Raw genomic sequence first — 8,743 nt, forward strand, 5'->3', positions numbered from 1 at the left:
CAATAAAATTACTCGGAGATAGAGGTGTTAGTGATGGCTCGTATTGCAAATTCAGTTTTTGAACTAATAGGAAATACACCAGTCGTTAAATTAAACCGTTTAGTAGATGAAGACAGTGCGGATGTCTACTTGAAACTTGAATATATGAACCCAGGTAGCAGTGTAAAAGATCGTATTGCGTTAGCGATGATCGAAGATGCTGAAGCAAAAGGTACATTAAAAGCTGGTGACACACTCATTGAGCCAACAAGCGGAAACACAGGAATCGGTCTTGCGATGGTCGCGGCTGCAAAAGGAATCAATGCGATTTTAGTTATGCCGGATACAATGAGTCAGGAGCGCCGCAACCTTTTACGCGCTTACGGTGCAGAGCTTGTCTTAACACCGGGTGCAGAAGGAATGAAAGGTGCCATCAAAAAAGCAGAAGAATTAGCGGAAGAGCACGGATACTTCATGCCTCAGCAGTTCAGCAATGAAGCCAACGCTGAGATTCACCGCCGCACAACAGGGAAAGAGATTCTTGAACAGTTTGACGGCGAACTTGATGCATTTATTGCAGGAGTTGGTACGGGTGGTACGATTACAGGTGCTGGTGAAGTCCTGAAAGAAGCCATTCCATCTATTCAGCTTTATGCGGTAGAACCAACAGATTCTCCTGTACTATCAGGCGGGAAACCAGGTCCGCATAAAATTCAAGGCATCGGAGCAGGGTTTGTTCCATCTATCTTGAACACAGAAGTATATGACGGCATTATCCAAGTGAAAAACGAAGATGCATTTGAACTTGCAAGAAAGGCAGCGAAAGAAGAAGGAATCCTTGGTGGTATATCTTCAGGAGCAGCCATTTATGCAGCGCTTCAAACAGCGAAGAAGCTTGGTAAAGGGAAAAAGGTTCTAGCGATTATTCCAAGTAACGGTGAACGTTACCTTAGTACGCCGCTTTATCAATTTGATTAAACAATACACCCCAGCATTTGCTGGGGTTTTTTTATGAATTCTGAAGATGGAAAGCAAATACTATTTTCTAATTAAAATGGATTGCATTACAATAAGATTAATGAAAATAAAAAAGGATGATTACATGACACAACGTAGGCCGATGGGCATCAAAATTCCTTTTACGAAAGATGCATTCTTGAAACGATACGAACAATTAACGGCTCATGAATCACATCACGTCCTTCTTGAAAGTGCACGTGGAGGAGAATACAGTATTGCCGGCATTCATCCGATCGCTAAAGCGAAAGGGAAGGACGGGATGACCACCATCCATTATCAGAATGAGGTGTTGTTCAAAGAGGGAGATCCTTTTAGGGCATTTGCTGATTGGTTTCAAACCCTACAAACCGAAACGAACGACGAATACCCTGACTTCCAAGGTGGAGCGATTGGATTTTTAAGCTATGATTACGCAAGATATATCGAGCATTTTAAAATGCTGTCCATCGATGATTTGAAGACGCCTGATTTGTATTTCCTCGTATTCAATGATGTCGCTGTCTTTGATCATAATAAAGACGTCCTCTGGCTGATGACTCATACAGAAGGAGACGAACCTGTCAGTGAAGTTCATCAAAGACTCGAAGAATTAAAGCACAGCTGGACAAGCACATCAGAAGAATCAGCACATTCACCTGTCAATGTGTCTTCTTCGGAATGTGTACCTGCTGCACCTTTTACTGAAGAAGCTTTCGGGGAAGCTGTAGAAACGATTAAACAATATATCGCGAACGGTGACGTGTTCCAAGTGAACCTATCCATTAGACAAGATGAACAGCTTCATACCCACCCATATCATTTATACAAAACATTACGTCACGTGAATCCATCTCCATATATGTCATATCTGCACACGCCAGATTTCCAAATTGTCTGTGGATCTCCAGAGCTGCTTATTAAGAAAAAAGGCATTCAGCTCGAAACAAGACCGATCGCTGGCACAAGATCAAGAGGCAAGGATGATGCGGAAGATCAAGCGCTGGCAAAAGAACTCATTGAAGATGAAAAAGAACGCGCAGAACATGTGATGCTCGTTGATCTTGAGCGGAATGATCTTGGACGAGTGTCTACTTATGGCTCAGTCAAGGTGAACGAGTTTATGGCCATTGAGAAATATTCACACGTGATGCACATTGTATCAAATGTCCAAGGGGAGCTGCGTGATGATTGTGATGCAGTAGATGTCATGAGAGCTGTATTCCCAGGCGGCACAATTACAGGTGCGCCAAAAGTGAGAACAATGGAAATCATAGAAGAGCTTGAGCCGACAAGGCGTGGGCTTTATACTGGATCTATAGGCTGGTTTGGATTCAATCAAGATATGCATTTTAATATCGTCATTCGCACGGCTTATTGTACAGGGGGCAGAGCCTTCATGCAGTCAGGTGCAGGCATTGTCATCGATTCTGTACCAAAGCACGAATACAAAGAATCGATTAAAAAAGCCTATGCAGTGAAAAAAGCATTACAGTTGAGCAAAGAAGAGACTATTTTGAGTTAGAGGTGAGCAGAGTATGATATTAATGATTGATAATTACGATTCATTTACGTACAACCTGGTCCAGTATTTAGGTGAGCTTGGGGAAGAACTGATTGTAAAACGAAACGATCAAGTCACTATTCAAGAAATCGAAGAGCTTAAGCCAGACTTTCTGATGATTTCTCCAGGACCTTGCAGTCCGGATGAAGCAGGAATTAGTATGGAAGCGATCAAACATTTTGCTGGGAAGATTCCGATCTTCGGTGTCTGTTTAGGTCATCAATCCATTGCACAAGTATTTGGTGGAGATGTCATTCGTGCGGAGCGGTTAATGCATGGGAAAACATCAGAGATTGAACATGACGGCAAAGGTGTCTTCACGGGACTCCAAAATCCGCTCGTCGCAACGAGATATCATTCATTAATTGTTAAAGACGAGACGCTACCGGAGTGCTTTGTCAGAACAGCGAGCACAAAGGAAGGCGAACTCATGGCCATTCGCCATAAAGAACTTCCGATTGAAAGTGTTCAATTCCATCCAGAATCGATTATGACGTCCTTCGGTAAAGAAATGCTCAGAAATTTCATTGAAACCTATCGTAAAAAGGGGAATGAAGTAAACGCATGATCATTTACCTGAACGGTCAGTATATAGAGGAGAAAGACGCGACTCTTTCTCCTTTTGATCATGGTTTTCTATATGGCATCGGTGTATTCGAAACATTTACCTCTCTAGCAGGACAAGTCTTCTTGTTAGACTGGCATCTTGAAAGGCTCAATCAATCATTGCGTGACCTTTGCATCGAATCCACAATAGAGAAACCATTTGTACTCGACATCATTCATACATTATTCAATCAAAACCAAATAACGGACGGTCATGCGAGGATCCGCTTCAATGTTTCTGCGGGCAGAGGCAATGGATTTTCTGCAGACCCTTATGAGGAGCCTGTTGTTTTTGTGATGATCTCCCCCTTCCGGCCTGAATCAATAGTAGATGAAAAACAGGGAATCATTCTTGATACAAGAAGAAACACACCGGAAGGTCCAAGACGGCTCAAGTCGCATCATTACATGAACAACCTGCTGGCGAAAAGAGAAGTAGGGAACGATCCGTCGGTAGAAGGGATCTTTTTAACAAAAGAAGACGATGTGGCAGAAGGCATTACGTCAAATCTATTTTGGCGAAAAAAAGATGTGATCTATACACCTTCACTTGATACCGGCATTTTAAACGGGGTTACCCGTCGATATTGTATCGAAACGCTGCAAGCTTCGGGGATCCCACTAATAGAAGGAAGATATCCACTCTCGCACTTGCTCTCAGCTGATGAGGCGTGGATGACCAATTCGGTTCAGGGAATTGTGCCTTTTAAAAATATCGGAGACACCGTTCTGCAAAACCACAACCGAACGATTTCGACCAAGCTGAGAACAGAATATACAAAAGAACGTCTAGAACATAAAGAGTAGGTGGACACAATGACACAACAATTGATAAAACAGCCTAAAATCATACAAGCCAAGCACCATACCCTTAGTTATGAAGAAAAGACATTGGTCATGGGCATTTTAAATGTCACACCGGACTCTTTTTCAGATGGAGGAAAATTCAATCAAATTGATAAAGCGCTAGCTCATGCAACGCAGCTCATAGAAGATGGGGCGCATATTATTGATATTGGCGGTGAATCGACTCGGCCGGGAGCGGCACTTGTCTCAGAGCAAGAGGAGCTTTCAAGGGTCATTCCTGTCATTGAGAAGATCACAAAAGAATTGGACATACCTATTTCTATTGATACGTATAAAGCCCATGTCGCAGATGAGGCAGTGAAAGCGGGAGCCTCAATCATTAATGATGTATGGGGGGCGAAAGCTGATCCTCAAATGGCGCATGTGGCAGCGAAGCACAACGTGCCAATCATCTTAATGCACAATCGACCAGAGCGGAATTACACCCATCTGGTTTCAGATATGATTGCAGATCTGAAAGAAAGTGTTCAAATTGTAAAACAAGCGGGTGTCGGTGATGACATGATTATATTAGACCCTGGTGTAGGATTTGCGAAAAATAAAACTGACAACCTCATGGTCATGAATGAACTTGAACATTTTTGCCACCTAGGGTATCCGCTGCTTCTAGCAACATCCCGCAAACGATTCATCGGTGCAGTTTTAGACCTGCCGCCTGAAGAACGTACTGAAGGAACGGGTGCGACGGTCTGTCTTGGGATTCAAAAGGGCAGCGCGATGGTCCGAGTGCACGATGTAAAAGAAATCGCAAGAATGGCAAAAATGATGGATGCCATGCTGAATAAAGGAGGCGCTTATCATCGATAAAGTATATGTAAACGGAATGGAATTTTACGGCTATCACGGTGTATTTGCAGAAGAGAATAAACTAGGCCAGCGCTTTCGTGTGGACCTAACAGCTTCACTGGATTTAAGTAAGGCAGGACAAACGGATGACCTAAATGAGACCATCAACTATGCTGAGCTCTACAACATCTGCAAAAATATTGTAGAAGGGGACCCAGTGAACCTCGTTGAAACGCTGACAGAAAGAATTGCAAATCAAGTGTTAAAGGACTTTCCGACAGTTCAAGAATGTACAGTAAAAGTAATCAAACCAGATCCGCCAATTCCAGGACACTATCAGTCCGTTGCCATTGAAATGACGAGATCACGCGCATGAACAATACAGCTTATATCGCTTTAGGCTCAAACATAGGAAAAAAGGAAACCTACTTAAAAGAAGCTGTCAAAAAACTTCACGAACATCCAGGTGTTCAAGTTGAATCCATTTCATCTATATATGAGACAACACCTGTAGGCTACGAGAATCAGGATGACTTCTTGAACATGGCTGTGAAGATTTCCACCTCGCTTCGTCCTGAAGAACTTCTATCACTGACTCAGAACATTGAGCAGGAGTTGGGCAGAACAAGAGAAGTGAGGTGGGGTCCACGGACAGCTGACCTTGACATTTTACTTTATAATCGTGAAAATATTGAAACAGAACAACTTGTAGTGCCGCATCCTAGAATGTACGAACGTTTATTCGTTCTTGTTCCGATGAGTGAGATTTGCCCAGAAATCGGCGAAGCCCAGATAAAAGCCGTAACAGACCAAGAAGGTGTAAGCATATGGAAAAAGACATGTGGGGTAGAAGAATTCGTGCATACCGAAAGCTAAAAGGGTATACTCAGGAAGGGTTCGCCAAAAGACTGGGCATCTCTGTCTCTGTCTTAGGGGAAATTGAGCGAGGCAATCGATTACCAACAAACCAAATGGTTGGTCAAATAGCAGATGCTTTAAATATAACGGTGGAAGAACTTTCACCAATTCTTGAAGAAGAAAGGAGGGGACATGATGTTTAAAATCGGAGATATCGAAATTAAAAACAAAGTAGTGCTCGCACCAATGGCTGGTGTGTGTAACTCTGCTTTCAGACTCACGGTGAAAGAGTTTGGAGCGGGCTTAGTCTGCGCTGAAATGGTCAGTGACAAAGCGATCTTGATTAATAATGCCAGAACGATGGGCATGCTGTACATTGATGAACGTGAAAAACCGTTGAGCCTTCAGATATTTGGGGGAGAAAAGGACACGCTCGTAGAAGCGGCCAAGTTTGTAGACCAGAATACAACGGCGGACATTATTGATATTAATATGGGATGTCCTGTACCAAAGATCACGAAATGTGACGCAGGAGCGAAATGGCTGCTGGATCCAAACAAGATTTACGAAATGGTATCCGCAGTCGTAGAAGCTGTAGATAAACCTGTTACTGTGAAAATGAGAATGGGCTGGGACGAAGACCATATCTTCGCTATCGACAATGCCCGTGCTGTTGAACGAGCAGGTGGACAAGCGGTTGCGCTTCACGGACGGACACGTGTGCAGATGTACGAAGGAACAGCGAATTGGGATATTATAAAAGAGGTCAAACAATCTGTTTCCATTCCAGTCATCGGCAATGGAGATGTCAAAACCCCTCAAGATGCAAAACGTATGCTTGATGAAACGGGTGCAGATGCTGTCATGATCGGAAGAGCCGCACTAGGAAACCCGTGGATGATTTACCGGACGGTTCATTATTTAGAAACGGGTGAACTAAAAGAAGAGCCTAATGTGCGTGAGAAAATGTCTGTGTGCAAACTTCACTTAGACAGACTCATAGACCTGAAAGGCGAGCATGTGGCTGTCAGAGAAATGAGAAAACATGCAGCATGGTACTTAAAAGGTGTCCGAGGCAATGCAGATGTAAGAAACCAAATCAATCAAAGTGAAACGAGAGCGGAGCTTGTAAAAGTTCTAGATGACTTTACGATCGAAGCCGAGGCAAAAGAGCTTCAAAGAATAAAAGTAGGATAAGACTATCTTTCTTTTTGTAGCTCACTGCTAGTGCACGTACTGGCAGTTTTTCTGCTTTTCTCTGCAAAATACATTATTGGAGTGATATAAATGAGTAATGAAGGGCTTAATAACGAAGAATTAAATGATCAATTCCAAGTAAGACGTGACAAAATGAATAAAATGAGAGAAGAGGGTATCGATCCATTCGGTGAACGATATGACCGTTCTCATCAATCCGCACAAATTATTGCTGAATATGACGAGTTTTCAAAAGAAGACTTAGAAGAAAAAGCAGCTCAAGTAACAATTGCTGGCCGTATGATGACAAAACGCGGAAAAGGGAAAGCTGGCTTTGCACACATTCAAGACTTAGAAGGACAAATTCAAATCTATGTACGTAAAGATAGCGTAGGAGAAGAAGCTTACGAATTATTCAAAAGCTCGGACCTAGGCGATATTATCGGTGTGACGGGAACCGTATTTAAAACGAATGTAGGAGAACTTTCAATTAAAGCGACTAGCTTTGAGGTTCTTACAAAAGCACTTCGCCCGCTCCCTGATAAATATCACGGACTAAAAGATGTAGAACAACGCTATCGTCAGCGTTACCTTGACCTGATTGTCAATCCAGAAAGTAAGCAGACGTTCATCATGCGAAGCAAAATCATTCAATCAATGAGAAGATACTTAGATTCAAAAGGATACCTAGAAGTTGAAACACCAACAATGCATAGCATCCCTGGTGGTGCATCAGCTCGTCCTTTCATTACTCATCACAATGCACTTGATATGCCGCTTTATATGCGTATTGCGATCGAGCTGCATTTAAAACGTCTAATTGTCGGTGGTCTAGAGAAAGTATACGAGATTGGCCGCGTATTCCGTAATGAAGGAGTCTCAACTCGTCATAACCCGGAATTTACTATGATTGAGCTGTATGAAGCATATGCAGACTACAAAGACATCATGAACCTAACGGAAAACTTGATTGCTCATATTGCCCAAGAGGTACTAGGAACAACAACGATTCAATATGGAGAAGATGAAATTGATCTAAAACCTGAATGGAAGAGACTCCATATGGTTGAAGCAGTCAAAGAAGCAACAGGTGTAGACTTCTGGCAGGAGATGTCTGTAGAAGAAGCAAAACAGCATGCTGCTGATCACGATGTTGAAATCACAAAAAACATGACAGTAGGTCATATTATCAATGAGTTCTTCGAGCAAAAAGTAGAAGAAACACTGGTTCAGCCTACCTTTATTTACGGGCACCCAGTTGAGATTTCTCCATTAGCTAAGAAAAATCCTGAAGACCCGCGCTTCACGGACCGCTTTGAGCTATTCATCGTGCGTCGCGAGCATGCAAATGCATTCACCGAACTGAATGATCCAATTGACCAAAGAGAACGCTTTGAAGCTCAATTAAAAGAACGTGAAGAAGGAAATGACGAAGCGCATCTCATGGATGACGATTTTGTTGAAGCATTAGAATATGGCATGCCGCCAACAGGCGGACTAGGAATCGGTATCGACCGATTAATCATGCTGCTAACAAATTCTCCATCAATCAGAGATGTACTGCTTTTCCCGCAAATGAGAAACCGTTAATACATCAACAAAAGCGCCATTTGATCTGTGGCGCTTTTTATTTTTCATAAAATGAAACTTTTTTCAAAAAAACTATTGCAAGAAAAGAATTCAGATGGTATATTATTATTCGTTGCCGCAAAACAGCAACGAGGTTGAAAAAAGAAAATGAAAAAAGTTCTTGACTTCAACCGAAGCGAAATGTTAAGATATTAAAGTCGCTTACGAGCGATAACGAAAATGATCTTTGAAAACTAAACAAGACAAAACGTACCTGTTAATTCGAGTTTTTATAAAAAAATCCTATGATACATCATAGGT

General features: G+C 42.3%; 10 protein-coding genes. All 10 read left to right on the forward strand.

Going from position 1 to position 8,743, the window contains the following annotated elements; translation table 11 throughout:
* The first annotated feature begins 33 nt into the window (after positions 1 to 33).
* Entirely contained in the window at positions 34 to 957 is a 924-nt protein-coding gene (gene cysK / locus M2369_RS18575) for a cysteine synthase A (RefSeq protein ID WP_017359310.1), read from the forward strand.
* Positions 958 to 1,081: 124 nt separating this feature from the next.
* Entirely contained in the window at positions 1,082 to 2,500 is a 1,419-nt protein-coding gene (locus M2369_RS18580) for an anthranilate synthase component I family protein (protein ID WP_249670788.1), read from the forward strand.
* Positions 2,501 to 2,513: 13 nt separating this feature from the next.
* Positions 2,514 to 3,107 (forward strand): aminodeoxychorismate/anthranilate synthase component II, encoded by a 594-nt coding sequence (gene pabA, locus M2369_RS18585; RefSeq protein ID WP_008341810.1) that lies wholly within the window; start codon positions 2,514 to 2,516, stop codon positions 3,105 to 3,107.
* Entirely contained in the window at positions 3,104 to 3,952 is an 849-nt protein-coding gene (gene pabC / locus M2369_RS18590; protein ID WP_061417642.1) for an aminodeoxychorismate lyase, read from the forward strand. Before pabA ends, pabC begins: the two co-directional genes overlap by 4 nt.
* A gap of 9 nt (positions 3,953 to 3,961) precedes the next feature.
* Positions 3,962 to 4,819 (forward strand): dihydropteroate synthase, encoded by an 858-nt coding sequence (gene folP, locus M2369_RS18595; protein ID WP_259255613.1) that lies wholly within the window; start codon positions 3,962 to 3,964, stop codon positions 4,817 to 4,819.
* Complete coding sequence (gene folB, locus M2369_RS18600; RefSeq protein ID WP_024719372.1) at positions 4,812 to 5,174, forward strand: dihydroneopterin aldolase; 363 nt, start codon at positions 4,812 to 4,814, stop codon at positions 5,172 to 5,174. The genes folP and folB overlap by 8 nt, the downstream gene beginning before the upstream one ends.
* Positions 5,171 to 5,674, forward strand: coding sequence for a 2-amino-4-hydroxy-6-hydroxymethyldihydropteridine diphosphokinase (folK, locus tag M2369_RS18605; protein WP_203143928.1), 504 nt, complete (start codon positions 5,171 to 5,173; stop codon positions 5,672 to 5,674). Before folB ends, folK begins: the two co-directional genes overlap by 4 nt.
* A complete protein-coding gene (locus M2369_RS18610) occupies positions 5,626 to 5,859 on the forward strand; it encodes a helix-turn-helix domain-containing protein (RefSeq protein WP_008341798.1) in 234 nt (77 codons plus the stop codon). The genes folK and M2369_RS18610 overlap by 49 nt, the downstream gene beginning before the upstream one ends.
* Entirely contained in the window at positions 5,852 to 6,853 is a 1,002-nt protein-coding gene (gene dusB / locus M2369_RS18615; RefSeq protein WP_008341796.1) for a tRNA dihydrouridine synthase DusB, read from the forward strand. Before M2369_RS18610 ends, dusB begins: the two co-directional genes overlap by 8 nt.
* 90 nt (positions 6,854 to 6,943) lie before the next feature.
* The gene (gene lysS, locus M2369_RS18620; protein WP_057078729.1) at positions 6,944 to 8,443 is read left to right on the forward strand and encodes a lysine--tRNA ligase; all 1,500 of its coding nucleotides are present in this window, start codon (positions 6,944 to 6,946) and stop codon (positions 8,441 to 8,443) included.
* The last annotated feature ends 300 nt before the right edge of the window (positions 8,444 to 8,743 follow it).

It is taken from the genome of Bacillus sp. JUb11, from assembly GCF_024807925.1.
In the GTDB taxonomy this organism is placed as follows: Bacteria; Bacillota; Bacilli; order Bacillales; family Bacillaceae; genus Bacillus; species Bacillus altitudinis.